Origin of the sequence: Klebsiella sp. V115_8 (genome assembly GCF_029967715.1) — a bacterium.
In the GTDB taxonomy this organism is placed as follows: Bacteria; Pseudomonadota; Gammaproteobacteria; order Enterobacterales; family Enterobacteriaceae; genus Klebsiella; species Klebsiella quasipneumoniae.
The window spans coordinates 78,335-104,492 of the sequence record NZ_JASCAR010000038.1; the positions used below are offsets into that span (position 1 = coordinate 78,335).

The 26,158-nt window shown below is 59.0% G+C and carries 23 protein-coding genes and 1 pseudogene; 5 read left to right on the plus strand and 19 right to left on the minus strand.

The features are described 5' to 3' along the window. Nucleotides 1-20 precede the first annotated feature (20 nt). The 3 genes from glgX to asd form a co-directional block, all read right to left on the minus strand. Nucleotides 21-1,997 carry a glycogen debranching protein GlgX gene (gene glgX / locus QLG03_RS17665; protein WP_048335467.1) on the minus strand — a complete coding sequence of 659 codons (1,977 nt, stop codon included), beginning with the start codon at nt 1,995-1,997 and terminating at the stop codon, nt 21-23. Further along, nucleotides 1,994-4,180: a 1,4-alpha-glucan branching enzyme gene (gene glgB / locus QLG03_RS17670; protein ID WP_023291214.1), complete on the minus strand. Its 2,187-nt coding sequence runs from the start codon at nt 4,178-4,180 to the stop codon at nt 1,994-1,996. The genes glgX and glgB overlap by 4 nt, the downstream gene beginning before the upstream one ends. A gap of 238 nt (nt 4,181-4,418) precedes the next feature. Then, nucleotides 4,419-5,525, minus strand: coding sequence for an aspartate-semialdehyde dehydrogenase (asd, locus tag QLG03_RS17675; RefSeq protein ID WP_023291215.1), 1,107 nt, complete (start codon nt 5,523-5,525; stop codon nt 4,419-4,421). Between the two features lie 103 nt (nt 5,526-5,628). On the opposite strand from asd, the pseudogene QLG03_RS17680 reads away from it, so the two are divergent. Further along, a pseudogene (locus QLG03_RS17680) lies at nt 5,629-5,990 on the plus strand (hypothetical protein). On the opposite strand, the gene gntU reads toward QLG03_RS17680, so the two are convergent. The 5 genes from gntU to QLG03_RS17705 form a co-directional block, all read right to left on the minus strand. Further along, entirely contained in the window at nt 5,987-7,327 is a 1,341-nt protein-coding gene (gene gntU, locus QLG03_RS17685; protein ID WP_004202127.1) for a gluconate transporter, read from the minus strand. The pseudogene QLG03_RS17680 and the gene gntU overlap by 4 nt on opposite strands. Beyond that, the gene (gene gntK, locus QLG03_RS17690; protein ID WP_004202126.1) at nt 7,327-7,857 is read right to left on the minus strand and encodes a gluconokinase; all 531 of its coding nucleotides are present in this window, start codon (nt 7,855-7,857) and stop codon (nt 7,327-7,329) included. Before gntK ends, gntU begins: the two co-directional genes overlap by 1 nt. Before the next feature lie 180 nt (nt 7,858-8,037). Continuing rightward, on the minus strand, nt 8,038-9,033 hold the full coding sequence (gene gntR / locus QLG03_RS17695; RefSeq protein ID WP_023291217.1) for a gluconate operon transcriptional repressor GntR: 996 nt from the start codon (nt 9,031-9,033) through the stop codon (nt 8,038-8,040). A 239-nt stretch (nt 9,034-9,272) separates the two neighbouring features. Next, complete coding sequence (locus tag QLG03_RS17700; protein WP_040237620.1) at nt 9,273-9,968, minus strand: pirin family protein; 696 nt, start codon at nt 9,966-9,968, stop codon at nt 9,273-9,275. Between the two features lie 121 nt (nt 9,969-10,089). Further along, a complete protein-coding gene (locus QLG03_RS17705) occupies nt 10,090-11,127 on the minus strand; it encodes an oxidoreductase (protein ID WP_255989226.1) in 1,038 nt (345 codons plus the stop codon). A 264-nt stretch (nt 11,128-11,391) separates the two neighbouring features. Between QLG03_RS17705 and QLG03_RS17710 the strand changes: the two genes are divergently transcribed. Both QLG03_RS17710 and yhhY read left to right on the plus strand, forming a co-directional pair. Next, nucleotides 11,392-12,033, plus strand: coding sequence for a polymer-forming cytoskeletal protein (locus QLG03_RS17710; RefSeq protein ID WP_255989228.1), 642 nt, complete (start codon nt 11,392-11,394; stop codon nt 12,031-12,033). 240 nt (nt 12,034-12,273) lie between these two features. Further along, on the plus strand, nt 12,274-12,750 hold the full coding sequence (yhhY, locus tag QLG03_RS17715) for an N-acetyltransferase (protein WP_072096665.1): 477 nt from the start codon (nt 12,274-12,276) through the stop codon (nt 12,748-12,750). A gap of 89 nt (nt 12,751-12,839) precedes the next feature. On the opposite strand, the gene ggt is transcribed toward yhhY, so the two are convergent. Then, nucleotides 12,840-14,585, minus strand: coding sequence for a gamma-glutamyltransferase (gene ggt, locus QLG03_RS17720; RefSeq protein WP_023291221.1), 1,746 nt, complete (start codon nt 14,583-14,585; stop codon nt 12,840-12,842). Nucleotides 14,586-14,708: 123 nt separating this feature from the next. On the opposite strand from ggt, the gene QLG03_RS17725 reads away from it, so the two are divergent. Further along, a complete protein-coding gene (locus tag QLG03_RS17725) occupies nt 14,709-15,029 on the plus strand; it encodes a DUF2756 family protein (RefSeq protein WP_023291222.1) in 321 nt (106 codons plus the stop codon). Nucleotides 15,030-15,053: 24 nt separating this feature from the next. Here QLG03_RS17725 and ugpQ read toward each other — a convergent pair whose 3' ends face one another. The 10 genes from ugpQ to livK all read right to left on the minus strand — a co-directional run bounded on the left by ugpQ (nt 15,054) and on the right by livK (nt 25,137). Beyond that, nucleotides 15,054-15,794: a glycerophosphodiester phosphodiesterase gene (ugpQ, locus tag QLG03_RS17730; RefSeq protein WP_023291223.1), complete on the minus strand. Its 741-nt coding sequence runs from the start codon at nt 15,792-15,794 to the stop codon at nt 15,054-15,056. Further along, nucleotides 15,791-16,861 (minus strand): sn-glycerol-3-phosphate import ATP-binding protein UgpC, encoded by a 1,071-nt coding sequence (locus QLG03_RS17735; RefSeq protein ID WP_023291224.1) that lies wholly within the window; start codon nt 16,859-16,861, stop codon nt 15,791-15,793. Before QLG03_RS17735 ends, ugpQ begins: the two co-directional genes overlap by 4 nt. 1 nt (nt 16,862) lies before the next feature. Next, nucleotides 16,863-17,708, minus strand: coding sequence for a sn-glycerol-3-phosphate ABC transporter permease UgpE (gene ugpE, locus QLG03_RS17740; RefSeq protein WP_008806976.1), 846 nt, complete (start codon nt 17,706-17,708; stop codon nt 16,863-16,865). Beyond that, nucleotides 17,705-18,592 (minus strand): sn-glycerol-3-phosphate ABC transporter permease UgpA, encoded by an 888-nt coding sequence (gene ugpA / locus QLG03_RS17745; RefSeq protein WP_032454247.1) that lies wholly within the window; start codon nt 18,590-18,592, stop codon nt 17,705-17,707. Before ugpA ends, ugpE begins: the two co-directional genes overlap by 4 nt. 106 nt (nt 18,593-18,698) lie before the next feature. Beyond that, on the minus strand, nt 18,699-20,015 hold the full coding sequence (ugpB, locus tag QLG03_RS17750; protein WP_032454248.1) for a sn-glycerol-3-phosphate ABC transporter substrate-binding protein UgpB: 1,317 nt from the start codon (nt 20,013-20,015) through the stop codon (nt 18,699-18,701). A 271-nt stretch (nt 20,016-20,286) separates the two neighbouring features. Next, complete coding sequence (gene livF, locus QLG03_RS17755; protein WP_004145133.1) at nt 20,287-21,000, minus strand: high-affinity branched-chain amino acid ABC transporter ATP-binding protein LivF; 714 nt, start codon at nt 20,998-21,000, stop codon at nt 20,287-20,289. 1 nt (nt 21,001) lies between these two features. Beyond that, on the minus strand, nt 21,002-21,769 hold the full coding sequence (gene livG / locus QLG03_RS17760) for a high-affinity branched-chain amino acid ABC transporter ATP-binding protein LivG (RefSeq protein WP_023291227.1): 768 nt from the start codon (nt 21,767-21,769) through the stop codon (nt 21,002-21,004). Continuing rightward, entirely contained in the window at nt 21,766-23,043 is a 1,278-nt protein-coding gene (gene livM / locus QLG03_RS17765) for a branched chain amino acid ABC transporter permease LivM (protein ID WP_255989232.1), read from the minus strand. Before livM ends, livG begins: the two co-directional genes overlap by 4 nt. Then, nucleotides 23,040-23,966: a high-affinity branched-chain amino acid ABC transporter permease LivH gene (livH, locus tag QLG03_RS17770; protein WP_002920807.1), complete on the minus strand. Its 927-nt coding sequence runs from the start codon at nt 23,964-23,966 to the stop codon at nt 23,040-23,042. The genes livM and livH overlap by 4 nt, the downstream gene beginning before the upstream one ends. 61 nt (nt 23,967-24,027) lie before the next feature. After that, a complete protein-coding gene (livK, locus tag QLG03_RS17775; RefSeq protein WP_002920808.1) occupies nt 24,028-25,137 on the minus strand; it encodes a high-affinity branched-chain amino acid ABC transporter substrate-binding protein LivK in 1,110 nt (369 codons plus the stop codon). A gap of 423 nt (nt 25,138-25,560) precedes the next feature. Between livK and panM the strand changes: the two genes are divergently transcribed. Beyond that, a complete protein-coding gene (gene panM / locus QLG03_RS17780) occupies nt 25,561-25,944 on the plus strand; it encodes an aspartate 1-decarboxylase autocleavage activator PanM (RefSeq protein ID WP_023291228.1) in 384 nt (127 codons plus the stop codon). Nucleotides 25,945-26,158: the final 214 nt, after the last annotated feature.

Here is a 26,158-nt window from a genome sequence, read left to right on the forward strand (position 1 = left end):
TCAACCGGAAGCTTCAGGGCTTACGACCTTTGAAATACGCACACTCCGTGCGCGGGCCCATGCCAGACAGCCATGATGACCGGATTATCCTCTCCGGCGAATGGAGGAACGGCGCGCCATTCCCCCTCGGGTAAAACCATATCGACCACCTCTGCGGTGGCGTTCAGCGTGAGCAGCCAGCGATCCGACAACTGGATCTGCATACACGCTGCCCCCTGCTGCCACTCCCCGGCAGTCAGCGGCTGGGCATGGCGATTAAGCCAGCGGACGCTGCCATCCCCCTCCTGCCACCAGCGGTTGCGGGTGAGCGCCGGAATGCGCCGGCGCAGGTGGATCAGCGCCGCGGTAAAGGCGGTTAATCCCGGGTTCGCCTGGCGCCAGTCGAGCCAGGTCAGGGCGTTGTCCTGACAGTAGGCATTATTGTTGCCGTGCTGGCTGTGACCCTGCTCATCGCCCGCCAGCAGCATCGGCGTCCCCTGAGCCAGCAGCAGCGTCGTCAGCAGCGCATGCACGCTGGCGCGTCGCCGTTCAATCACCGCAAAATTAGCTTCTAATCCTTCTATACCATGATTGTTGCTGTAGTTATTGTTAGTCCCATCGCGATTCTCCTCCCCGTTCGCCTCATTGTGTTTCTGATTGAAACAAACGCAGTCGCGCAGCGTGAAGCCATCGTGGGCCGTCACCAGATTGACCGTCGCCGATGGCGGCTTGCCATCACGGGCAAAGAGATCGCTGGAGGCCGCGAAGCGTTGCGCGAAATCCCCCAGGGAGACGTTTTGCTGCAGCCAGAAGCGGCGGGCGCTATCGCGAAAATGGTCGTTCCACTCAGCGAACAGCGGGGGAAAATTGCCCACCTGGTAGCCCCCCGGGCCGATATCCCAGGGTTCGGCGATCAGTTTCACCTGCGACAGCACGCTGTCGTGGCGGATAGCCTCGAACAGCGGCGCATCCTGGCGGAATTCCGGCGTCCGTCCCATCACTGAGGCGAGATCGAAGCGAAAACCGTCGACATGGCACTCATCCACCCAGAAGCGCAAACACTGGCGCGCCAGTTCCACTACCCCCGGGTGGCTGAGATTGAGCGTATTCCCGCACCCGGTCCAGTTGTGATAATCGCCATCTTCCCTTACCCAATAATAGCTACGGTTGTCGATTCCGCGCAGGGAGACGGTGGGACCTTCAAGATCGATTTCCGCGCTATGGTTGAGCACGATATCCAGAATCACCTCGATACCGGCGGCATGTAGCGCCTTAACCGCATCGCGAAACTCATCCAGGGCGCGCGTCGGGTCGCTGGCATAGCGCGGATCCAGCGCGAACCAGGCCAGCGGGTTGTAGCCCCAGTAGTTGCTCAACCCCATCCGCTGCAGTCGCGGCTCGCTGGCGAACTGCGCCACCGGCAACAGTTCAAGGGCGCTGATGCCCAGCGATTTGAAGTAAGCGATCATCACCGGGTGGCCCAGCGCCTTATACGTTCCGCGAATGGCTTCCGGCAGCTGCGGATTAAGCAGGGTGAGCCCTTTCACGTGCGCTTCATAAATCACCGTTTCCCCCCATGGGGTACGCGGCGGTTTATCGCCCAGCCAGTCGTAACGCAGATCCACTACCTGCGATTTTGGCGCTATCGCGGCGCTATCGCGATGATCCGGCTGCCACATTCCGCCGTGCAGGCGCTCGTCGTCCGGCAGATCGCCCTCAACCCGATGAGCGCAGGGATCGAGCAGCAGCTTGGCCGGGTTAAAGCGGTGTCCCTGCGCCGGATCCCAGGGGCCATGCACCCGGTAGCCGTAGCGCAGGCCCGGCCCGACGGCAGCCAGCCAGCCGTGCCAGATGTCGCCGCTGCGCGCCGGGAGATCGAAGCGTTGCTCGTTGCCCTGCTCGTCGAACACGCACAGCTCCACCCGCTCCGCGTGGGCGGAGAAGAGGGCGAAGTTCACCCCCTTGCCGTCATAGCTGGCGCCCAACGGCGCAGGCTTGCCTGCCGCGAGGTTGGTCATTGCGCCTCCCGGACCAGCCAGATCGTCGCCAGCGGCGGCAGGGTCAGGGACAGCGAATGTTCGCGACCGTGGCTGGGGATGGCATCGCTTTCCACCACCCCGCCGTTGCCCTGGTTGCTGCCGTGATAGTGCATTGAGTCGGTATTCAACGCCTCGCGCCAGCGGCCCGGCTGGTTGATGCCGAAGCGGTAGTCGTGGCGCGGCACCGGCGTGAAGTTGCTGGCGACGATAATCTCGTTCCCCGCCCGGTCGCGGCGCACAAAGACAAACACTGAGCGCTCGTGGTCGTCCACCACCAGCCATTCGAAGCCGTACGGGTCAAAGTCCAGCTCGTGCAGCGCCTTATGGTGGCGATAGGTATGGTTCAGGTCGCGCACCAGCCGCTGGACGCCGTGGTGCCAGTTGTCGCCGCCCTCCAGCAGATGCCAGTCGAGGCTGCCGTCGTGGTTCCACTCGCGGCCCTGGGCGAACTCATTGCCCATAAACAGCAGCTTTTTCCCCGGGAAGGCGAACAGCCAGCCGTAGTAGGCGCGCAGGTTGGCGAACTTCTGCCAGGCGTCCCCCGGCATGCGGTCGAGAATCGATTTTTTGCCGTGCACCACTTCATCGTGGGAGAGCGGCAGCACAAAGTTCTCGGTGTAGTTGTAGAGCATGCCGAAGGTCATTTTGTCGTGATGGAAGCGGCGGTGCACCGGATCGAGTTTCATGTAATCCAGGGTGTCGTGCATCCAGCCGAGGTTCCATTTGAACCAGAAACCGAGGCCCCCGCCGGCTGGCGGACGGGTTACCCCGGCGAAATCGGTGGACTCTTCCGCCATGGTGACCGCGCCCGGCGTCTGTTCGCCAAGGATGCGGTTGGTGTTGCGCAGAAACTCAATGGCTTCCAGATTTTCCCGGCCGCCGTATTCATTGGGGATCCACTCCCCCGCCTTGCGGCTATAGTCGCGATAGATCATCGAGGCCACCGCGTCGACGCGCAGAGCATCGATGCCGAAGCGTTCGATCCAGTACAGCGCATTTCCCACCAGGAAGTTGCTGACTTCGCGGCGTCCGTAGTTGTAGATCAGGGTATTCCAGTCCTGGTGATACCCCTCGCGCGGATCGCTGTGCTCATACAGCGCGGTGCCATCGAAAGAGGCAAGGGCAAAATCATCCGCCGGGAAGTGGCCAGGCACCCAGTCCAGAATGACGTTTAGCCCGGCGGCGTGCGCGGCGTTGATAAAGTAACGGAAATCATCGCGGGTGCCGAATCGGCGGGTCGGCGCATAGAGGCCGGTGGGTTGATAGCCCCAGCTGCCGTCGAACGGGTGCTCGTTAACCGGCAGCAGCTCGAGATGGGTGAAGCCCATCCATTTCGCGTAGGGCACCAGCTGGTCGGCCAGCTCGCGGTAGCTCAGCCAGAAATTATTGTCGGTATGACGACGCCATGAGCCAAGATGCACTTCATAGATAGAGACAGGGGCATCGAACTGGTTCGCCGCTTTGCGGTCCGCCGGCTGTTCGACTTTAGGCGGCAGGTCGCAGATAAGCGAGGCGCTTTCCGGACGCATTTGCGATTCAAAGGCGTAAGGGTCGGCTTTGACCCGCAGATGGCCGTGGGCGTCAATCAGCTCGAATTTATACAGCTGGCCATTGTGCGCGCCGGGGACGAACAGTTCCCAGATGCCGGACTCTTTGCGGAATCGCATCGGGTGGCGCCGGCCGTCCCAGTAGTTAAACTGCCCCACCACTGAGACGCGACGGGCGTTCGGCGCCCATACCGAGAAACGGGTGCCGGTGACGCCGTCCATGGTGGCGGCGTGCGCGCCCAGCGTTTCGTAAGGGCGTAGGTGGGTCCCTTCCGACAGCAGCCAGACGTCAAGATCCTGCAGCAGCGGACCAAAGCGATAAGGGTCATCAATCAGATTCTGCTGCCCGTGCCAGGTGACGGCCAGCTGATAGCGAAAGGCGTTTTTACGCCGCGGCAGAACGCCGCTGAAGAAACCACGCGAGTCGAGGCATTCGAGCTTGCCGACTTTGCGTCCGGTTTTCGGTTCAATAACCCACACATCGGTGGCATCGGGTAATAATGCGCGCACTTCCAGCCCGGCGTCGGTACGGTGCATGCCGAGCACGGAAAAAGGGTCCGCGAAATGACCGGCGATTAGCGCATTAATCACGTCTCTATCGATATGATTAGACATGCTTTCATCCTGTTGTAAGTGTCGCTCATTCCTGTAACTGGCGACTTTTTTTGACCTGAACGGCGCAGCGCTTTCTGCATCCTTCTGCTCCGTCCCACCTTCAGGTAAGGAATTCCTTACTTAAAGCATAGCCAAGGCTGAGTTACCTCCGTGGGGAAAAATCTAACATCCGCGTTTACTCCTTGTATTACGCAAAAAAAAAGGGGGCTCGAAGACCCCCTTTCTGTTCATCCTGCGCTTACGCCAGCTGGCGAAGCATCCGGCGCAGCGGCTCCGCGGCGCCCCACAGCAGCTGGTCGCCAACGGTAAAGGCCGACAGATACTCCGGCCCCATATTCAGTTTACGCAGGCGACCTACCGGGGTGGTCAGGGTGCCAGTCACCGCGGCTGGGGTCAGCTCGCGCATGGTAATGTCGCGATCGTTCGGTACCACTTTGGCCCACGGGTTGTGCGCGGCCAGCAGCTCCTCAACGGTCGGGATAGAGACATCTTTTTTCAGCTTGATGGTGAACGCCTGGCTGTGGCAGCGCAGCGCGCCAACGCGGACGCACAGGCCGTCTACCGGGATAACGGACGAGGTGGCGAGGATCTTGTTGGTCTCCGCCTGGCCTTTCCACTCTTCGCGGCTCTGGCCGTTATCCAGCTGTTTGTCGATCCACGGGATCAGGCTGCCCGCCAGCGGTACGCCGAAGTTATCCACCGGCAGCTCGCCGCTGCGGGTCAGCGACGTCACTTTGCGCTCGATATCCAGAATGGCGGAAGCCGGGTCCGCCAGCTCTGCCGCGACGTGGTTGTGCAGCTGGCCCATCTGGCTCAGCAGTTCGCGCATATGACGCGCGCCGCCGCCGGAAGCCGCCTGGTATGTCGCCACGCTGACCCACTCCACCAGATCCTGGGCAAACAGGCCGCCGAGGGACATCAGCATCAGGCTGACGGTACAGTTGCCGCCGACAAAGGTTTTTACGCCGTTGTTCAGGCCGGCGGTGATCACGTCCTGGTTAACCGGGTCGAGGATAATGATCGCATCGTCCTTCATGCGCAGCGAAGAGGCGGCGTCAATCCAGTAACCCTGCCAGCCGCTTTCGCGCAGCTTCGGGTAAATCTCGTTGGTGTAATCGCCGCCCTGGCACGTGACAATAATGTCCAGTGCCTTCAGCGCGTCCAGATCGAACGCATCCTGGAGCGTGCCACCGGTGCTACCGCCGAAAGACGGCGCTGGCTGTCCCAGCTGGGAGGTAGAGAAGAACACCGGGCGAATGGCGTCGAAATCGCGCTCTTCAACCATGCGTTGCATGAGAACAGAGCCGACCATTCCGCGCCAGCCGATAAAACCAACATTTTTCATAACGTATTCCTGCGAGGTGTGTGCTGTTTGTGCCTGACCAGTTTCCAACTGGATTATCCCTCACCTTACAAAATGCAGCTAAAGTCGCAAGTGAAATTAATCAATGATTGCTGAACAATCAGAAAAGCAACTTATCCTGCACATTGTCCACCGTCGCTGGTCGTCGTCAAAGCGCAATGATTATCGGGGAAATCACCCAGGGAATGGAACATTTTCCGTCGCGATTTTATTGATCCTGATTATGGATTAAGCGCGAAATCCGCTGATTTTCCCCTTGCCAAAAAGAGGCAACAAACCCAGGTGCAGCAAGGCTTGCCGAAGGATACGAGCATCGTCGTAGCGCTAATAAGGGCGAGGAGCGGGAAGAGAAAAGAGGGAAAAAGCGCGGCTTATCGCCGGGAAGCCAGGGTAAACGGCGTTACCCTGGCTTTTGGCCACCCGCGAGCGGGTGGCGAACAGACTTAGCTCAGCAGCTGGAAGGCGATCATGCCGACAATCGCCCCGGTGGTGCCGAGGATGGTTTCCATCATCGTCCAGGTTTTCAGCGTCTGGGCTTCGGTGGCGCCGGTAAATTTACCGAACAGCCAGAAGCCGGCGTCGTTCACATGGCTCACGACAATCGAGCCGCCGGCGATACAGATAGACAAGGCCGCCATCTGCGCGCCGCTGTAGTTCAGCTGCTCAATCACCGGCATCACCAGGCCGACCGCCGTCAGGCACGCCACGGTGGCGGAGCCCTGGATGATACGCACCGCCGCCGCCAGCACGAAGCAGGTAATGGCGATCGGCAGCCCCATACCGGTCAGCGCTTCACCCAGCGCCGGGCCGACGCCGGAGTCAACCAACACCTGCTTGAAGACGCCGCCTGCCCCGATCACCAGCAGGATAATGCCCGCCGGCTGCAGCGCATGACCGCAGATCTCCATCACCCGGTCTTTCGCCATCCCCTGACGTACCGCCAGGCCGTAGATTGCCACCAGGCAGGCTACCAGGATCGCGGTGAATGGGTGACCGATAAATTCAAACCATTCGTAAGCGGTCGACCCCACCGGCACAAAGCGCGCGGCGATGGTTTTCAGGCCTACCAGCACCAGCGGCAGCAGGATCAGCGACAGGCTGAAGCCGAAGGAGGGCATTTTGCCTTCGCCGAGATGCGGCTCCGTCACGTCGTCAGGAATATGCAGCTCAACGTAGCGGCTGATGAAGTTGCCCCACAGCGGCCCGGCGATAATCATTCCCGGAATGGCCGCGCACAGGCCAATCAGGATCATCCAGCCAAAGTCGGCGTGCATTTGCGACGCCAGCAGCATCGGCGCCGGTCCCGGCAGCAGGAACGCCGCGGCGGCGGCCACCCCGGCAAACAGCGGGATCACCAGCTTCACGAGGTTAGTGCCAGTATGGCGCGCCATCGAGAAGGCGACGCTGATCAGTAGCACGATCGCCACTTCGAAAAACAGCGGCAGCGCGCAGATGAGGCCGGCGAGACCAATCGCATAGTGCGCGCGATTGTGGCCGAAGGATTTGAGCATCTTGACGGCAATCTGATCGACCGCCCCCGTTTCATGCAGGATCTTCCCGAACATCGCGCCCAGCGCGACGACGATCGCCAGGAAGCCCAGCGTACCGCCCATCCCCTTTTCCATCGTCGCCGCGATTTTATCCAGCGGCATGCCGGAGAAGAGACCTGCGCCAATAGAAACCACCATCAAAGCCACGAAGGCGTGCATCCGCGCCTTCATGACTAAAAACAGCAGCAGCAATACCGAGCCGACTGCTGTTAAAACAAGCGTTAAAGTACTCACTAGTGACTGCCTTTGTTGATCACCTCAATGGTGCTGGCCACCACGCCTTCCAGCGGCTGGTCGATATCGACGATAAGCACATCGCTCTCGTCGGCGCCTGGTTCCTGCAGCGTTTCAAACTGCGTCACCAACATTTGGGTTTTGAAGAAGTGCCCTTTACGCGCCTTCAGACGGTTTTCGATCACCTCGAAGTCGCCTTTCAGGTAGATGAAGGAGAGGTTCGGGTTGCCCTTGCGCAGAATGTCGCGATAGCTCTTCTTCAGCGCCGAACAGACGATCAGCGACACCTTATTGGTACGCTGCATGGCAAACGCGGCGTCATTTAGCGCCTGCAGCCACGGGGTACGGTCGTCATCGTTGAGCGGCTCACCGGAGGCCATCTTGGTGATATTGCTGCGCGGATGCAGAAAGTCGCCGTCGAGAAACGCGGCATGCAGCTGATGCGCCACTTCGCTGGCGACAGCGGATTTCCCGCTGCCGGAAACGCCCATCAGAACGTAGACGTGGTGATCATGATTAGTCGTGCTCAAAGCATCCTCCCACCGGACAGGTACGCCGCGCCGGGGCTGACTCATTGAGCGCGAAGGCGGCGTATCGGTTAATTGTTACGGGTAACTGTTATCGGTAACATTGTCATGCCGGACCTGTGGAGAAGCAATATCCATTCGTGCCAGATGTGAATATGTGTGATCTACTTCAAACTTGTCAGTTTAAATTGATCCGCCCGGTGACAATGTGAAACCTAAATCTAACATCTTAGGGGTAATCGCTTCGCCACGAATGCGCGCCAGCAGACGTTCGGCGCCAATGCGCCCCATCCGCTCGCGCGGGGTCAGGACGCTGGCCAGCCGCGGCTCCATCACCTGGCCGATATCGTGGCCGTGGAAACCGGCTATCGCCATGTCGTCCGGGATCTTCAGCCCCAGGCGCTGGCACTCAAAGGCCGCGCCGACCGCGAGGTCATCGTTGGTGCAAAAGATGCCGTCAAGCTGCGGGTATTCGCGGCGCGCCTGGCGCATCAGCTCAATCCCGGATGAATAGGACGAGGACTGCTCCACCATCACGCTGTAGGGCGTCATGCCCGCATCGAGCATCGCCTGCTCGTACCCCTTCTGTTTGATGATAGTACGTTCATCAAGACGCGCGCCGAGATAAGCAACGTGGCGGTGGCCGCGGGCGATAATCGCCGCCGTCATCTGCCGCGCCGCTTCGAAGTTATCGAAACCGACCGCGATATCAAGGCACGGTGACTGGCTGTCCATTAGCTCCACCACCGGAATGCCGGCGACTTCAATCATCTTCAGGGTGCGGGGCGTATGGGTGCGTTCGGTGAGGATCAGGCCGTCAATGTTCCAGGAGAGCATCGATTCGAGGCGTTTCTCTTCCATTTCCGGCTTGTAGCCGTAGTGCGCCAGCATGGTTTGATAGCCGAAGGCGTCAGTGACGCTTTCAATCCCGCGCAGCACTTCCGAGAACACCTGGTTGGTTAACGATGGCAGCAGCACGCCAATGGCGCGGCTGGTGGCGTTGGAGAGAATGTCAGGGGCGCGATTGGGAATATAACCCAGTTCATCGAGGGCAACGGCAATCTTGCCACGCAGCGCTTCGGAGACCTGCTCCGGGTTGCGTAAATAGCGACTGACCGTCATTTTGGTCACGCCGACAAGATCGGCTACATCCTGAAGTACGGGTCTTTTCTTTTTCATCGTCCTGACTGTGATCAACGGGGAACATTTTCTCAGTTTATCACGGACAAAGCGCAACCTTCCCTAACATGAGGGAAGGCTACGCAATTTATTTATACCCATCATACTTCGAGTTGCATGCGCGTTGGCTTTCCTCGCTCACCCCTGGTCACTTACTTAACGAAGCTCCTGGGGATTCTCCGCGTCGCCGCCTTTCTGCAACTCGAATTATTTTGGGTATAGACGACCTCAGATAACGATCAAACCGGCGGCAGATCGAACAGCAGGATTTCGCTATCGCTGTCGGCATGAACCGAAATCGCCTGCTCGTCCCAGATAGCCAGACCATCGCTGGTAGAGGCTTTGGTACCGTTGATGGTCACTTCGCCTTTGACGACCTGGATCCAGACGCGACGTTCCGCGGCAATCTGGTGAACCGACTGCTCATCTTTCAGCAGCGCCCAGCGATACAGCTCCATATCCTGATAGACCTTCAGCGAGCCATCCCGTGCATCCGGCGACAGCACCAGCTGTTTGCCCTGGGCGGCGTCGAAGCGGCGCTGCTCGTAGCGCGGGGTAATGCCGGTTTCTTCCGGAATAATCCAGATCTGGTACAGACGCAGACGATCGGTTTTGCTCGGGTTGTACTCAGAGTGACGCACCCCGGTACCCGCGCTCATGATCTGGAACTCGCCCGCCGGCACCTGCTCTTTGTTGCCCATGCTGTCCTGGTGCTCCACCGCCCCTTCCAGCACATAGGTCAGGATCTCCATATCTTTATGTGGGTGGGTACCGAAGCCCTGACCGGCGTCGATGACGTCGTCGTTAATCACCCGCAGGGCGGAGAAGCCCATAAAGTTCGGGTCGTAGTAGTTGGCGAAAGAGAAAGTATGCCAGGAATCCAGCCAGCCATGGTTAGCGTGGCCACGTTCGTTCGCTTTGCGTAAGTAGATCATGTTGCACCCCCATATGTTTTCGATGGAGTCAGTGTGGACCCATTTCGCCGACGATCATAGAGGGTGAAAATTGACTCCTCTGTTCAAAAAATATGAACAAGCGCAGAGGAGCCGACTGGGCTTATTTCACCAGAGTAATGGTGACCGGTGAGGGCTGCTCAAAGCCGCGCTGCAGGATCTCCATATTGGTAAGAACGTCAGATTCCTTGACGTAATTTGGCTGGCCGTTGACGAGGGTGTCGTACAGCGCGTCGTAGACCCGGCCATAGTCGCCGCTCTCCAGCGGGACCGCTTCGCGCACCGTCTCCCCCGCCTCGTTGACATACACCAGCTCGCCGACGCTGTCGTCCGCGCCAAAGCCCGGCTCGCCCGGCATGATATTGGCTTTCAGGCTGGTCTCCTGCTGGTCGATACCATATTTCACAAACGAGCCTTTATGGCCGTGGACGATGAATTTCGGGTAGTCGATCTGCACCAGGTGGCTGGTCTTAACGATGGCCTTCAGATCGCCGTAGAACAGCTGGGCCTCAAAGGTATCATCCGGGTTAGCTTTGTTGCGCAGCGAGCGCAGATCGTAAGCGACATGGTCCGGGCGGCCGAACAGCGAAATAATCTGGTCCAGGGTATGCACACCAAGGCCATAGAACTCGCCGTTTTGCGGGCCGCCGGGGTTGGTCTCCGCCAGCGGACGGTAGTTGTCAAAATGGCTTTCGATCTCCACCAGTTCGCCAAGTTTGCCGCTCTCAATCACCTTTTTAGTGGTCAGGAAGCAGGAGTCGAAGCGGCGGTTCTGGTAGGGCGTCACCGTCAGGCCTTTGCTGTTCGCCAGCGCAAACAGGGTCTTGGCTTCCTCCAGCGTCGGGGTGAACGGCTTTTCCACCAGCACGTTTTTCCCCGCCTCCAGCGCCTTTTTCGCATAGTCAAAATGGCTGTCGGCATGGGTGCAGACCACCACCAGCCTGACCTGCGGGTCGTTTAATACTTCATCGAGATCGCTGGTGAAATGGATGTGGGAATACTGCGGCGCCTGCTCCTCGGGCTTCGCCCGACGGCGATAGATGTGCGCCACCTGCCAGCGGTCCTGGCGGTGTAACACGTAAGGAAGATGGTAGCGGGTGGTGCTTTTGCCGAAGCCAATAAATGCGCAGTGCAGAGTCATAACGCTGTCCTTAGTTAATGAGCTACCTTCAACCATAGCGCAAGCCGGGACATGACTTCATCCTCTCAGTCCGTTTTCCGTGAAGATTCGTCAAAAAAATAGGTCGCGTACCATCCATACGCAATTATTAATAACTCATTGATTAACAACAGATTAAATCGACATTTTTCGGTTAAATATCTTGATCTCAATGGCGAAACTGCGGATAAGTGGAGGGCAAACCAGGACGTTGCTGATGACTAACGGAGTAGCCAGCCGCTACGGATGGACAAACAGTATCTCGCCTTAAACGGCGCCCTTTTTTTCTGGCTTCTCGCGCTGATCGCCTGGTCTGTCGATGCGATCGTGCCGGCGCGCCTGGCGGCCGCCTGCGCACTGGTCGCCTTTCTCCTCCATAGCCAACGGAACAAAATTAACGCGATGTTTATTAAGAAAAATAAAACGGAACCTCAGACGTCAGAAGTGGCCACGCCTCCGGCAAACAACCCAGAACCCCAGGCGGTCGCCAGCAAAAAACAAGAGACTACGGTCATCGCCAGCGGGGTGCATTTCGTCGGCAATATTGTCGCCAGCGGCCATGTCTATATTCACGGCCAGCTTACCGGCAACATCGAGGCGAAAGAACATCTGATTAAGGTGATGCGTGAAGGTCAGGTCGAGGGCAACATCAGCTGCCGTGAGCTGATTATTGATGGCAGGGTTCAGGGCCAGTGCCGCGGCGACAGCATCACCATTGAGGAACACGGCAATCTGGATGGCACCCTCGCCTATCGCTCGCTGGCGATTAAAAAGGGCGGCCAGTTCACCGGCAGCGCCGAGGTGCTGGCCGCGGCGGAAAGCAAAAGTCATCTCATCGGCCTGGTTGCGGAAGACGGCGTGATGTCCGCCAGGCCGCAAAGCGCCTGAGGTTGCAGCAAAAAAAAAGCCAGCACCCGGCTGGCTAAAGTAATACTGGAAGCAATGTGAGCAATGTCGTGCTTTCAGGCTTTCCGCAAGGGTCTTCCTGAATGCAGGACAATAATAATCATTCTCATTCGCACTTGTCTATCTTTTTTTTGCAAAAAACGGCATTGACTCCCCGGCTGCCGTCAGAGATGGTGAAGGAGAATCAACCACCAAAAAGAGGACAAGGGAATGAGTGACATAGTGATACGCCATGCCGAACCGCGCGATGCTGAACCTTTACGTATGCTGATGGCGCACCCGGAGGTCTATCATGACACGCTACAGATCCCTTACCCCGCCATGGAAGCCTGGCAGGAGAAGCTACAGCCCAAACCCCATACCTTCCATCTGGTGGCGACGCTGGACGATCGGGTTACCGGGCATCTGTCGCTCCATGTCGAACCGCGCCCTCGTCGCAGCCACGTGGCGACCTTTGGCATGGCGGTTGCCGCCGGCCATCAGGGGCGCGGTATCGGCAGCGCGCTGATGCGCGAGATGATCGACCTGTGCGATAACTGGCTGCGCGTTGACCGCATTGAGCTGACGGTGTTCGCTGATAACAAGCCGGCGATTGCGGTGTACAAAAAACACGGATTTGAGATCGAAGGCACAGGCAAGCGTTACGCGCTGCGCAACGGTGAATATGTGGATGCATATTATATGGCGAGAATGAAGTAGCATGTTGCCGGGTGGCGGCTTCGCCTTACCCGACCTGCGTTCGTGCAGTGGTTGGCCCGGTAAGCGCAGCAGCGCCACCGGGCAACATATCAATACCCCGCCGTTAAATCATCCGGCGAACGCGGGTCGGAGGCGCCATACAGCATCCCGTCCGGCCCCACCATAATGCTCTGAGTGCTGCCCATCGCCTCTTTCAGCGCCACTTTCTGCCCTTTCGCCTCCAGCAGCTTCAGGGTATCCGGACTAAAGCCTTTCTCCACCCGCAGCTCATCCGGCAACCATTGATGATGGAAGCGCGGGGCGTTGGTGGCTTCTGCGACGTTCATCCCGAAATCGATGGTATTGACCACCATCTGCAGCACAGTGGTGATGATCCGGCTGCCGCCCGGGCTGCCGGTCACCAGCCAGGTTTTGCCGTCTTTCACCACAATGGTCGGCGACATCGACGACAGCGGGCGTTTTTTCGGCTCCACCGCATTGGCGTCGCCGCCCACCAGGCCATAGACGTTAGGTACGCCGGGCTTCGCCGAGAAATCATCCATCTGGTTATTCAGCAGAATGCCGGAGTCCCCCGCCACAATGCCGGTGCCGAAGGTGGTATTCAACGTATAGGTCACCGCCACCGCATTGCCGTCTTTATCGACCACCGAGAAGTGGGTGGTCTGGTTGCTTTCATAGGGCGCCAGCTTGCCCGGGCGGATCTGGCTGGAAGGCTTCGCCTTATTGACGTCGATCTCGGCGGCAATCGCTTTGGCGTAGGCTTTGCTGGTCAGCGCCTGCCACGGCACTTTGACGAAGTCAGGGTCGCCGAGATATTCAGAGCGGTCGGCATAGGCGTGTTTCTCCGCCTCCGCCATCACCTGCATAGCGTCGGCGCTGCCAAAGCCATATTTCTGCAGATCGAAGTTTTCGAGGATATTGAGGATCTGCACGATGTGGATCCCGCCGGAGGAGGGCGGCGGCATAGAGTAGATCTCATACCCGCGATATTCGCCGCTAATCGGCGTGCGCTCCACGGCCTTATAGTTAGCGAGGTCGGCTTTGGTGATAAGCCCGCCGTGCTTTTTCATCTCGTCCGCGATCTGGTCGGCAATAGCGCCTTTATAGAAGGCATCCGGACCGTGCTCGGCAATCAGCTCGAGGCTTTTCCCCAGGTTCTTCTGTACCAGCCGGTCGCCCTTCTTCAGCGGCTCGCCGTTCTTCCAGAAGATCGCTTTACTGTTTTCGTGCTGCGGGATCACTTCGCTGCCGTAGGTCTTCAGATCGTCCGCCAGCGCATCGTTAACAATAAAGCCCTCTTCCGCCAGCTTGATTGCCGGGCGGATCACTTTGTTCAGCGGCATGGTGCCGTATTTTTCCAGGGCAAGAGAGAAGCCCGCCACGCTGCCCGGCGTACCGGAGGCCAGATGCGAGGTGAGCGATTTTTTACTGTCCGGGTTACCCTGGTCGTCGAGGAACATGTCGCGGGTGGCCTGCTCTGGCGCCATTTCGCGGAAATCGATCGCCGTAGTCTTGCCGTCTTTCGTCCGCAGCATCATAAAACCGCCGCCGCCGATATTCCCCGCCTGCGGATGAGTGACCGCCAGCGCGTAGCCAACCGCCACCGCCGCATCGACAGCGTTGCCGCCCTGGCGCAGAATATCCACCCCGACGCGGGTGGCCAGCGCATCCACCGAGGCCACCATGCCCTGCCGGGCGCGCACCGGGTGGAATACATCCTCCTCTACGCCATAAGAGACCGGCGGCGGCGGCGGTGGACTGGCGGCGACGGTAAAACTACCGCCCGCCAGCAACGCAGCGATGACCACCTGACGCCAGATTGTTGTTTTTATCATTGTCTTACTCCTGATAGGTAGGTTTCATTCCCCGCTTAAGCCTGGTTGATAACTCCTAAAAAATCATTGTTATGGCGGATTCGAGGTACACTTAAGTGATCCCACGCACGGGAGGAGAAAACCATGAAAGCGATGTTATTTCTGGCGGCGCTGATGCCGCTCGGCGTTTTAGCCCAGCCAATCAATATTGATAACAACCCCAACCAGCCGGGTTACGTGGTCCCCAGCCAGCAGCGCATGCAAAATGAGATGAAGGTTCAGCAACAGCAGCAACAGAGCATGCTGAAGCAGAATCTGAACAATCAGACTCGCTCCCAGCAGCAGCATTTGCAAAACCAGCTGCAGACCAATCAGCAGCGCGCGGCGCAGGGCGGGAATCTCAATCCGCCGCAGCAGGTGCTGCCGAACAATAACGGAGGGATGCTGCGGCAGACCAACCCGTAAAGGCCAGCCGCCGCGCAGCGGTTATTAAGGCTGGAAATGGGGCCCGATGACGTCAATGGCATCGGTGCAGATGCAGTCTACGCCCCAGCGCAGCAGCTCGGCGGCGCGCTGGGGTTTGTTAACGGTATACACCAGGATATGCAGGCCGGCCTGTTTCAGGCTTGCCACCCGCCCGGCGTCCAGCAGCTTGTGGTTAAGGTGAATGGAGACGCAGCCCAGCCGGGTGGTCAACTCCCGCCAGTCCTCACGCCACTCATCCAGCAGCAGCCCACGCGGTAGCTCGGGGGCGGCTTCCTGCGCCGCTTCCAGGGCATCGATTTCAAACGACGACAGCAGCGGCGCGGTCATTCCCGCCCACAGCTCCCGCGCCGCCAGGGCCACCACGTTGCCGGTCTGCGGCCCAAGGCCGGTGGTCGGTTTAATTTCGATATTCGCCATCATGCCGTGACGGCGGCAGCGCTCCGCCACCTGGGAGAGCAGCGGCAGCGGCTCGCCCTTAAATTCACGGCTGAACCAGCTACCGGCATCCACCTTCAGCAGATCGTCCCATGGCAGCTCCCCCGCCACGCCCCAGCCGTTGCTGGTGCGTTCGAGATTATCGTCATGCAGCAGAAAGATCTGCCCGTCCTTTGACAGCTTGGCGTCAAATTCAATCATCGTGTGCCCGTAGCGAGCGCCGACGTCGATAGCCGCCAGGGTGTTCTCCGGCGCCAGTTTACCGCCGCCGCGATGGGCGACGATACGGGGATAAGGCCAGTTACTCATGCGCGTTGTCCTGTTTCACCATCAAAGAGGTGCAGATGTTCCAAAGGCAGATGCAGCCATAGCGTGCTGCCTGCCGCCGGGCGCTGCTGGTGCGGCAGTCTGACCACCAGCTTCTGTTCGCCCCAGCGCCCGTGGGCAAGGTTATCGGCGCCTAAAATTTCCAGGGAGTCCATCAGCAGCGGAATGCCGCCTTGCGCCTGCGAGCTTAAGATAAAATGCTCCGGGCGGATACCGAGGGTCATTTTACGCCCGGCGTGGCGCCGGTGCTCATGATTCGTCGGCAGCTGGATGCCGCCCGCTAGCTCAAAACGACCGCCGTCATCGCTGATGCGCCCTTCCAGCAGGTTCATGGCCGGGCTGCCGATAAAGCTCGCCACAAAGCGGCTGGCCGGCTTCTCATACACTTCCACCGGGGTGCCGATCTGCTCGGCAACGCCTTTATTCATCACCATCACCCGCTGGGCGAGGGTCATCGCCTCCACCTGGTCATGGGTAACGTACAGCGAGGTGGTTTTCAGGCGGCGATGCAGCTGCTGCAGCTCAAGACGCATCTGCACGCGCAGCTTGGCGTCGAGGTTTGACAACGGTTCGTCGAAGAGGAATACCGCCGGGTCACGCACGATGGCGCGGCCCATCGCCACGCGCTGGCGCTGACCGCCGGAGAGCTCGCGCGGGCGGCGCTTGAGCAGGCCGTCGAGCTCAAGAATACGCGCCGCCTCCTGCACCCGCTCGGCGATCAATCCCTTACCCATGCCGCGGATCTTCAGCCCCCACGCCATGTTCTCTTCCACGCTCATATGCGGATAAAGGGCATAGTTCTGGAACACCATGGCGATGCCGCGATCCTTCGGCTCCATTTCGGTGACCCGCTTGCGGTCGATCCAGATATCGCCGCTGGTCACCCGCTCCAGTCCGGCGACCATCCGCAGCAGCGTTGATTTCCCGCAGCCCGACGGGCCGACCATGACGATAAATTCCCCGTCCGCCACGTCCAGCGTCAGCGGTTGAATCACCTGGGTTTTGCCATCCCAGCTTTTGCTTACTGCCTGTAGTTTTAAACCAGCCATTTTATTTCTCACTATCGACCAGGCCACGCACAAATGCGCGCTGCATGGCTAAAACGATGACAACCGGCGGGATCAGGGTCAGCAGCATCGCCGCCATCACCTGATTCCACTGGGTAGTGCCTTCGCCGGTGGCGATCATGCCTTTGATGCCGGCGACGGCGGTGCCAAGATTCACATCCTGAATAATCAGCAACGGCCACAGATACTGGTTCCAGCCGTAGATAAAAGTGATGACGAACAGCGCCGCGAGGTTGGTTTTCGACAGCGGCAGCACGATGTCGCGAAAGAAGCGCATCGGCGAAGCGCCATCGATACGCGCTGCTTCTATCAGCTCGTCCGGCAGGGTCATAAAGAACTGGCGGAACAGGAAGGTGGCGGTGGCCGAGGCCATTAGCGGCAGCGTAAGCCCGGCGTAGCTGTCGAGCATGTTGAGATTGGCGATCACTTCCACCGTCGGGAAAATACGCACCTCGACCGGCAGCATTAGCGTGATAAAAATCATCCAGAAGAACAGGTTACGCAGCGGAAAGCGGAACCAGACGATGGCGAACGCCGACAGCATCGACACGACGATTTTGCCCACCGTAATGGCGAACGCCATGATGAAACTGTTGAGCATCATCAGCCAGAACGGCGCGCTGTTGACGCCAACGCCGTTCACCCAGATGGTCTTCATGTTCTCCAGCAGATGTCCGCCGGGGATCAGCGTCATCGGCGTTTCGAACACCGATTGGTTATCCAGCGTCGCCGCCACGAAGGCGACGTACAGCGGGAATAAAATGACGGCGATGCCCAGAATCAGCATGGTGTGGCTGAAAATCGTCAGCCCGCGACGGTTCTCAATCATTGGTAACGCACCTTACTTTCAACGTAACGGAACTGCACCACCGTCAGGATAATGACGAGGAACATCAGCACCACCGACTGCGCGGCGGAAGCGGAAAGATCGAGCCCGGCGAAACCTTCGCGATAGATTTTGTAAATCAGGGTGGTGGTCGCCTGCACCGGGCCGCCGGCGGTGGCGGCATCGATCACCGGGAAGGTGTCGAAGAAGGCGTAAACCAGGTTGACCACCAGCAGGAAGAAACTCACCGGCGCAATCAGCGGCAGCGCCAGCCTGAAGAAGCGGCGGATTGGCCCGGCGCCGTCGATAGCGGCAGCCTCAACCAGCGAACGCGGGATCGACTGCAGCGCGGCGAAGAAAAACAGGAAGTTGTAGCTTATCTGCTTCCATACCGAGGCGAAGACCACCAGGAACATCGCCTGGCCGCTGTTCTGCGCGTGGTTCCAGTCGTAGCCCAGCTCGCCGAGGAAATGGGTGATCAGCCCGCGCCCGGGGTTAAAGAGGAAGATCCACAGCACCGCCGCCACCGCGGGGGCCACGGCATACGGCAGCAGCATCAGGGTCTGATAGAAGCGGCTGCCGCGCACCACGTAGTCGACCAGCGCAGCGAAAAAGAGCGAAATAAGCAGGCCGCTGACGGTCACCAGGGCGCTGAATTTGATAGTGGTCCAGAACGAGTCCAGATAGTACGGGTCATGGAACAGCGCCACGAAGTTATCCAGGCCGACAAACTGGCTGGACAGGCCAAACGGATCGACGCTCTGCAGCGAATACCACAGCGCTTCGCCCGCGGGCCAGATAAAGAAAATCAGCGTGATAATCAGCTGCGGCGCGACCAGGACATAGGGCAGCCAGCGCGAGCGGAATACCGGACGGGATGATGACATTGAGATTGGGTTCCTGAACAATGCCGGGTGGCGGCTACGCCCTACCCGGCCTACATAAGGCACATCGTAGGCCCGGTAAGCGCAGCGCCACCGGGCAAGTTACAGATTACGATTTGGTCGCTTGTTCGAAGCGGCGCAGCAGCTGATTCCCACGCTGAACGGCGGAATCCAGCGCCTGTTGCGGGGTTTTCTTGCCGGTCCACACGCTCTCCAGCTCTTCATCGACGATGGTGCGGATTTGCGGCATGTTGCCCAGACGCAGGCCTTTGGTGAACGGCAACGGCGGCTTGTTCAGCATCTGGCGCGTGGCGATATCGGCGCCCGGGTTCTTATCATAGAAGCCCTGCTGGCGGGTCAGATCGTAGGCCGCGGTGGTGATCGGCAGATAGCCGGTTTTCTGGTGCCATTCGGCGGCATTTTCCGGTTTGGTCAGGAAGTCGAGGAACTTCGCCACGCCGGTGTAGGTCTCTTTGTCTTTACCCTGCATCACCCACAGGCTGGCCCCGCCGATGATGGCGTTCTGCGGCGCGCCTTTCACGTCGGCATCGTAAGGCATCATGCCGACGCCGTAGTTAAATTTGGCGTACTGGCGGATATCGGCCAGCGAGCCGGACGAGGCAGTGGTAATGGCGCAGTCGCCGTTATAGAACTTTTCGGTGGACTCGTCTTTACGCCCGAAGTAGCTGAAATCGCCCTTCTTGTTCATCTCTTCGAGCAGCGCGATATGCTTCACCTGCTCCGGCTTGTTGAACTCAAGAACCGCGTCGGTGCCGTCAAAGCCATTGTTTTTCGTCGCCACCGGCAGGCCGTGCCAGGCGCTGAAGTTCTCAATCTGGATCCAGCCCTGCCAGCCGCTGGCGTAGCCGCACTTCATTCCGGCGGCTTTCAGCTTCGCGGTGTAGGCCGCCAGATCCTGCCAGGTCTTCGGCGGCTGCTCTGGATCTAAACCGGCTTTTTTGAAGGCGTCTTTGTTGTAGTACAGCACCGGCGTGGAGCTGTTAAACGGCTGGGAGAGCAGATGGCCGGTTTTCGAATCGGTGTAATACCCGGCGACCGTTGGCACAAACTGCGATTCATCAAACGTGATGCCCGCCTCGCTGAACACCTGGTAGACCGGCTTAATGGCTTTTGACGCCATCATGGTGGCGGTACCCACTTCATACACCTGCAGGATCGCCGGCGCGTTGCCGGTACGGAAGGCGGCGATACCGGCGCTCAGGCTCTGTTCATAGTTGCCCTTGTATACCGGAACGATTTTGTAATCAGGATTGGCCGCGTTAAAGCGTTGCGCCAGAGAATCCACTTCTTTACCCAGTTCGCCTTCCATTGAGTGCCAGAACGGGATGGTGGTAACCGCCAGGGCCTGACCGGCAAAAGCCAGGCTCAGCGCCAGTCCTAAAGCTGTATGTCGTAACGATATCATCGGTTATCTCTCTTGTTGTGCCGGATGCGCGATTTCACGCGTTTTATGCTCGCGGGGTAACATGACATGTTCGAATTACAGAAAAATAACTTTTTTATTACAAAAAAAAGATAGTAACGGGTCAGAGAGATGACAAGCCGATGAAAGGACGGGGGAAGTAAAGTGGGAGCTGAGACACGGATAATAGTTGTGCGATCGGCTCCCGGGGTCGGCGCAAGCGCCTCACCCGGGCTACTATCCGGCGAAGTGAATGACGCCGGGTTGCGATGAATTAACCGCCGAGATAGGCGCTGCGCACCGCCTCGTTGGCCAGCAGCGCGTCGCCGGTATCCTCCAGCACCACGTGGCCGTTCTCCAGCACGTAGCCGCGATCGGCCAGCTTCAGCGCCTGGTTGGCGTTCTGCTCAACCAGGAAGATAGTCATCCCCTGCTCGCGCAGCTGCTCGATGGTATCGAAGATCTGCTGAATGATGATCGGCGCCAGCCCCAGCGACGGTTCATCCAGCAGCAGCAGACGCGGCTGGCTCATCAGGGCGCGGCCGATGGCCAGCATCTGCTGTTCGCCGCCGGACATGGTGCCGGCGCGCTGGATACGACGCTCGTGCAGACGCGGAAACAGCTCATACACCCATTTGATGCGGGTCTGGAACTGATCGCGGTCGGCAAAAAAACCGCCCATCGCCAGGTTCTCTTCCACCGTCATTCGCGAAAAGACGCGCCGCCCTTCCGGGACGATCGCCACCGCCTCGCGCATGATCTTCGCCGTCTGCCAGTCGGTAATATCCTTACCGTCAAAGACAATACGCCCGCTGGAGGCGCGCGGATCGCCGCACAGCGTGCCGAGCAGGGTGGTTTTCCCCGCGCCGTTGGCGCCGATAAGCGTGACGATCTCGCCCTGTTTGATATGCAGGCTGACGTTGTGCAGCGCCTGAATCTTGCCGTAGTGGGCGCTGACGTTGTCAAAAGTTAACATCGCGTTTTCCATCTTATGCCTCACCAAGGTATGCGCGGATCACGTCCGGGTTATTACGAATCTCTTCCGGCGTCCCGTTGGCCAGCGGTGTCCCCTGGTTCACGACGTAGATGCGATCGGAAATGCCCATCACCAGCTTCATATCGTGTTCGATAAGCAGGATGGTGGTGTTGTGATGGTTACGCAGCTCGGCGATAAGCTCGTCCAGCTCTTTGGTCTCTTTCGGGTTCAGCCCCGCCGCCGGTTCATCGAGCATCAGAATTTCCGGCTGGGTGACCATGCAGCGGGCAATCTCCAGCCGGCGCTGGTCGCCATAGGCCAGGTTGCTGGCCTGCCGGTTAGCGTGCTCCAGCAGGCCGATACGCTCAAGCCAGGTGGCCGCGCGGTCCAGCGCTTCGCTCTGCGCCCGACGGAAGGCCGGCGTTTTCAGCAGGCCGGAGAAGAGCCCGGTTTTCAGCTGCTGATGTTGCGCCACCAGCAGGTTTTCAATGACCGTCATTTCGCGGAACAGGCGCACGTGCTGGAAGGTCCGCACCACGCCCATCCGGGCAATCTGCTGGCCTGGCAGCCCTTCCAGATGCTGGTCGCGCAGCAGAATGGTGCCGCCGGTGGGCTTGTAAAAACCGGTCAGGCAGTTAAAGACGGTGGTCTTCCCGGCGCCGTTGGGGCCGATCAGCGAGACGATCTCGCGCTCTTTGAGCTCCAGCGACACATTGTTGACGGCCAGCAGACCGCCGAAACGCATCATCAGGCCGCTGACGGATAATAATGGCTGACTCATGCCTGCTCTCCTTTCGCCTGACCGTTTTTCAGCTTCAACTGCACGCGCGTCATTGGCAGAAGCCCCTGCGGACGCCAGATCATCATCAGCACCATCAGACCGCCGAGCATTAACATGCTGTATTCGTTAAAGTCACGCATCAGCTCACGCGACACCACCAGCAGAATAGCCGCCAGGATCACCGCGAACTGCGAGCCCATCCCGCCCAGCACGACGATCGCCAGTACAAAGGCGGACTCAGCGAAGGTAAAGGATTCCGGGCTGACGAAGCCCTGGCGCGCGGCGAACAGCGTCCCGGCGAAGCCGGCAAACGCGGCGCTGATGGTAAAGGCGGTCAGCTTAATGCGCGTCGGGCTGAGGCCCAGCGAACGACAGGCGATCTCATCTTCACGCAGCGCTTCCCACGCCCGCCCCAGCGGCATCCGCAGCAGGCGGTTGATAACGAACAGGCTCAGCACCACCAGCAGCAGCGCCACCAGATAGAGGAAAATGACCCGGTCGGAGGGATCGTATTTGACGCCGAAGAAGTTGCTGAAGGTATCCCAGCCGCCTTCGCGGGCGCTGCGGCTGAATTCGAGGCCAAAGAAGGTCGGTTTCGGGATCTGGCTGATGCCGTTTGGCCCGCCGGTGATTTCGGTATTGTTGAGCAGCAGAATACGCACGATCTCGCCGAAGCCTAAGGTCACAATCGCCAGGTAGTCGCCGCGCAGACGCAGCACCGGGAAGCCAAGCAGGAAGCCAGCCGCCGCGGAGACCAGGCCGGCCAGCGGCAGACAGGTCCAGAAGCCGAGACCGTAATAGTGGTTCAGCAGCGCGAAGGTATACGCGCCGATGGCGTAGAACCCGCCGTAGCCCAGGACCAGCAGGCCGGAAAGGCCGACCACCACGTTCAGCCCAAGGCCGAGAATGATATAGATCATCGTCAGGGTGGCGATATCCACCGTACCGCGCGACACCATAAACGGCCAGGCCACGGCAATCACCAGCAGGGCTATCAGGAACAACTTCTGCTTCACCGTCGAGCCGTCAACCGCCGGCATAATAAACTTCGGCCCGGAGACGTTCTTAACCGCTTTCTGGAACAGCGGCCGCAGCAGCTGGAAGAAAAAGACCACCGCGGTGCCGATGAAGATCCACTGCCAGCGAATATCGGCGGCGGTATCCACCACCAGTTTGGTGCCGTTCAGCTCCAGCTGCACGCCCATAAAGACGCCCGCCAGAATGAAGAACATCGCAGCAGAGAGCAGCGCCATTGCAATTTGCATCGGTTTCATACTTTTTCCACCTCCGGGCGGCCCAGAATGCCGGTCGGCATCACTAACAGCACCAGAATCAGCAGCGCAAAGGAAACCACATCCTTATATTCGGTGCTGAGATAGGCAGAAGAGAGCGCCTCGGCAATACCCAGGATCAGGCCGCCGATCATCGCGCCGGGGATACTGCCGATACCGCCGAGCACGGCGGCGGTGAAGGCCTTCATCCCGGCCATAAAGCCGATGTAGGGGTTAATCACGCCGTAGAACTGACCCAGCAGCACGCCCGCCACCGCCGCCATCGCTGCGCCGATGACAAAGGTCAGGGCAATGACGCGATCGGTGTTAATGCCGAGCAGGCTCGCCATTTTCAGGTCTTCGGCACAGGCGCGGCAGGCGCGCCCCATCCGCGAGTAGCGAATGAACAGCGTCAGGGCCAGCATGGCGATAAAGGTCACCACCCAGATCACCAGCTGCATGGTGGTGATCGTCGCGGAGAAGCTGTCGCTGTGGCCGACGACCCACTGGCCGTTAAACAGGCTCGGCAGCGCCACGTCGCGGGAGCCCTGGGTCAGGCTGACGTAGTTCTGCAGGAATATAGACATCCCGATAGCGGAGATCAGCGCAATCAGACGCTTGGAATTACGCACCGGCCGATAGGCCACGCGCTCGATGCTCCAGCCGTAGGCGCTGGCAATCACAATGGCGCCCACGAAGCCGGCGGCGACCAGCAGCCAGCTGGTGTCGATCCCCATCATCATCAGCGCGGCGATGATCATGAAGGAGACATAGCTGCCAATCATGTAGACCTCGCCATGGGCGAAGTTGATCATGCCGATAATGCCGTACACCATCGTATAGCCGATGGCGATAAGCGCGTAGGTACTGCCCAGCGTGACGCCGTTAAACATCTGCTGCAGAAAATAGAGAAACTGCTCGGACATAAGGTAACCTTTTTCAAACCGCCCGCGGATCGCGGGCGGAGGGATAACTCATCTTCAGCGCTTATTTCGCCGCGCTCGAAGAGCCGTCGGCGTGCCACTGGAAGACACCAAACTCAAATCCCTTCAGATCGCCTTTTTCATCCCAGGTCAGCGGCCCAATCACGGTTTTCGCCCCGTGCGCTTTCAAATCTTTGATTAAATCCAGCGGCTGCTGGCTGCCGGTTCTGTCCATCGCCTGCGCCAGCGACTGAACCGCGGCGTAAGTGATCCAGACATACGGCCCGCTCGGATCTTTCTTCTCCGCTTTCAGCGCGTTGACGATGGCGCTGTTGGCAGGGTCCTGATCGTAGCGTTTTGGCATCGTCACCAGCATCCCTTCCGCCGCGGCGCCCGCGATATTGGACAGCGAGGCGTTGCCGACCCCTTCCGGCCCCATAAACACGGTTTTCAGCCCCACGGAGCGCGCCTGGCGCAGCATCTGGCCCATTTCCGGGTAGTAACCGCCGTAGTAGACGAAGTCGATGTTCTCTTTCTTCAGGCGCGCCAGCAGCGCGGAGAAATCTTTCTCGCCCGCGGTGATGCCGTCAAAGAAGACGATGTTGGCCCCGGCTTTTTTCAGGTTGTCCTGCACCGAACGCGCCAGCCCTTCGCCATACTGCTGCTTGTCATGAATGATGGCGATACGCTGCGGTTTGACTTTCTCGACGATATATTTCGCCGCGGTCGGCCCCTGCGAGGAGTCGAGGCCGGCGGTACGCATGATGTACTGATAGCCGCGCTGGGTCAGCTCCGGGTTGGTCGCTCCCGGGGAGATCATCAGGATGCCTTCATCCTCATAGATATCGGAAGCCGGCTGGGTGGAAGAGGAGCACAGGTGGCCGATAACGTACTGAATACCGTCGTTGACGATTTTGTTGGCCACCGCGACCGCTTGCTTCGGATCGCAGGCGTCGTCATATTCGACGGCCACCAGCTTGTCGCCCTTAATACCGCCGCTGGCGTTGATGTCTTTAATCGCCTGACGCGCGCCGTTGAACTCCATGTCGCCCCACTGGGCCACCGGACCCGACATCGCGCCGACCACGGCGACCTTAATATCCTTGGCCATCGCCGCGTGCGACATCGCTAATGCGACAATGCCCGCGACGATGGTTTTCGCGTTCCTTTTCATGCTGCAGAACCCCGTTCGTGATGTGGTGTAAATGTTTTGTATTTTTATGGTTAAAAAGCATTCTGTGCTTTTATTAAACAACGCCATTTTTACCATTGAGTTTAATGGTTTAGCGCAGCTTTTCACTAAAAAACAGATTAAAATCTCTATTTTTCAGTCGATTAAGCAAAGATAATATTCTGTATTTTGCTGAAGATAAACAAAAAAAAGTCCATGCGGCAGCATAAAATAACGATACATAAGGCGGAATAAAACGCTGCACATTAGGTTAAAATCCTGCTTATTTTTCGATCCATGACGGATTGCGCTACCCCAACAACGCCAGGAAAACGAATCCCCTGATGTATGCGCAAAAAACAGCGCTCCGCCAGACAGCAATTTTGGGTACACTGGCGCCTCTGTTTTGCACTGGACTTGCCGCCCATGAAACTGACTATTATCCGTTTACAGCACTTCAGCGATCAGGATCGCATTGATCTGGGGAAAATCTGGCCGTCGCAGGATCTGTCGACGCTGACCCTGGATGAAAACCATCGTCTCTATGCCGCCCGCTTTAACGAGCGCCTGTTGGGCGCTGTGCGCGTTACCCTGCGCGGCGTCGAAGGTGAGCTCAGCGATCTGTGCGTGCGTGAAGTGACCCGCCGCCGCGGCGTCGGGCAATATTTAGTGGAAGAGACATTGCGTGATAACCCGGCGATCAATAGCTGGCGCGTCGCCGACCGCGGAGTGGAAGACCGCGGCGTGATGGCGGCCTTTATGCAGGCGCTCGGCTTTAGCGCCCAGCAGACCGGTTGGGAAAAGCATTAAGCCGTAGCCCCAATAAGCGGAGCATGGCCAAGGAAGAACCCGGCGGCGCTTCGCTTAGCCGGGCTACCTGGCAACTATAGCCCTGGTAAGCGCAGCGCGAGCGGGCGCAGACAACGCATTTGCAGCGTGAAAGGCGCCCCACCCATTTAACCCAGCATTTCGCGTTGCAAAAAGGCGTCAAGACCCGAAATCCCCGGGAGCTTACATCAGTAAG

Coding starts and splice junctions, on each gene's coding strand:
- glgX (WP_048335467.1), bottom strand. CDS start 1,997: ATGACCAACCTCGCGGCAGGCAAGCCTGCGCCGTTGGGCGCCAGCTAT.
- glgB (WP_023291214.1), bottom strand. CDS start 4,180: ATGTCTAATCATATCGATAGAGACGTGATTAATGCGCTAATCGCCGGT.
- asd (WP_023291215.1), bottom strand. CDS start 5,525: ATGAAAAATGTTGGTTTTATCGGCTGGCGCGGAATGGTCGGCTCTGTT.
- gntR (WP_023291217.1), bottom strand. CDS start 9,033: ATGAAAAAGAAAAGACCCGTACTTCAGGATGTAGCCGATCTTGTCGGC.
- QLG03_RS17700 (WP_040237620.1), bottom strand. CDS start 9,968: ATGATCTACTTACGCAAAGCGAACGAACGTGGCCACGCTAACCATGGC.
- QLG03_RS17705 (WP_255989226.1), bottom strand. CDS start 11,127: ATGACTCTGCACTGCGCATTTATTGGCTTCGGCAAAAGCACCACCCGC.
- QLG03_RS17710 (WP_255989228.1), top strand. CDS start 11,392: ATGGACAAACAGTATCTCGCCTTAAACGGCGCCCTTTTTTTCTGGCTT.
- ggt (WP_023291221.1), bottom strand. CDS start 14,585: ATGATAAAAACAACAATCTGGCGTCAGGTGGTCATCGCTGCGTTGCTG.
- QLG03_RS17725 (WP_023291222.1), top strand. CDS start 14,709: ATGAAAGCGATGTTATTTCTGGCGGCGCTGATGCCGCTCGGCGTTTTA.
- ugpQ (WP_023291223.1), bottom strand. CDS start 15,794: ATGAGTAACTGGCCTTATCCCCGTATCGTCGCCCATCGCGGCGGCGGT.
- QLG03_RS17735 (WP_023291224.1), bottom strand. CDS start 16,861: ATGGCTGGTTTAAAACTACAGGCAGTAAGCAAAAGCTGGGATGGCAAA.
- ugpE (WP_008806976.1), bottom strand. CDS start 17,708: ATGATTGAGAACCGTCGCGGGCTGACGATTTTCAGCCACACCATGCTG.
- ugpA (WP_032454247.1), bottom strand. CDS start 18,592: ATGTCATCATCCCGTCCGGTATTCCGCTCGCGCTGGCTGCCCTATGTC.
- ugpB (WP_032454248.1), bottom strand. CDS start 20,015: ATGATATCGTTACGACATACAGCTTTAGGACTGGCGCTGAGCCTGGCT.
- livF (WP_004145133.1), bottom strand. CDS start 21,000: ATGGAAAACGCGATGTTAACTTTTGACAACGTCAGCGCCCACTACGGC.
- livG (WP_023291227.1), bottom strand. CDS start 21,769: ATGAGTCAGCCATTATTATCCGTCAGCGGCCTGATGATGCGTTTCGGC.
- livM (WP_255989232.1), bottom strand. CDS start 23,043: ATGAAACCGATGCAAATTGCAATGGCGCTGCTCTCTGCTGCGATGTTC.
- livH (WP_002920807.1), bottom strand. CDS start 23,966: ATGTCCGAGCAGTTTCTCTATTTTCTGCAGCAGATGTTTAACGGCGTC.
- livK (WP_002920808.1), bottom strand. CDS start 25,137: ATGAAAAGGAACGCGAAAACCATCGTCGCGGGCATTGTCGCATTAGCG.
- panM (WP_023291228.1), top strand. CDS start 25,561: ATGAAACTGACTATTATCCGTTTACAGCACTTCAGCGATCAGGATCGC.